Below are 388 nucleotides of genomic sequence, written 5' to 3' on the forward strand. Positions count from 1 at the left end.
ACCGCAATACGTAACGTGTCTCCTGCACACTCACCAGGCGGAATGCATAGAAACGCTCCCAAAGTGCTGACAAAGACTCCGAAGTGACAATCATGCTGACCATCGGGCTGCCTGATGTCAGGTGAGCCAGCGTATCGAGACGCCCTCTCCACTTGGGGTCGTCTCGCCCAATACGTAGCAATAGCGGTGACACTTGAAGCACTTCACGACGAGTTTTCGCCGAATCCTGATAAAGCGCTCGCCACTCTGCTGCGGGCCATGAGGATTGTACCCAGGAATACACAGTGTCGTGCCGAAAGGCGGCATCTACCAGTAGATAGACAGATGGCTGCTCAACATGAGCTAACCATGCTTCGATCATCTCACCAGTCTCTGCAGCCCAGTTGGG

The 388-nt window shown here is 54.4% G+C and carries 1 protein-coding gene; it reads right to left on the bottom strand.

Features of this window, described 5'->3' with window-relative positions:
• Positions 1-361: DUF4123 domain-containing protein (locus PJK54_RS17780; RefSeq protein ID WP_271303523.1), on the bottom strand; the 361-nt coding region annotated here is incomplete at its 3' end.
• Between the last annotated feature and the right edge of the window lie 27 nt (positions 362-388).

Source organism: Cobetia sp. MMG027 (assembly GCF_027947415.1).
Taxonomy (GTDB): domain Bacteria; phylum Pseudomonadota; class Gammaproteobacteria; order Pseudomonadales; family Halomonadaceae; genus Cobetia; species Cobetia marina.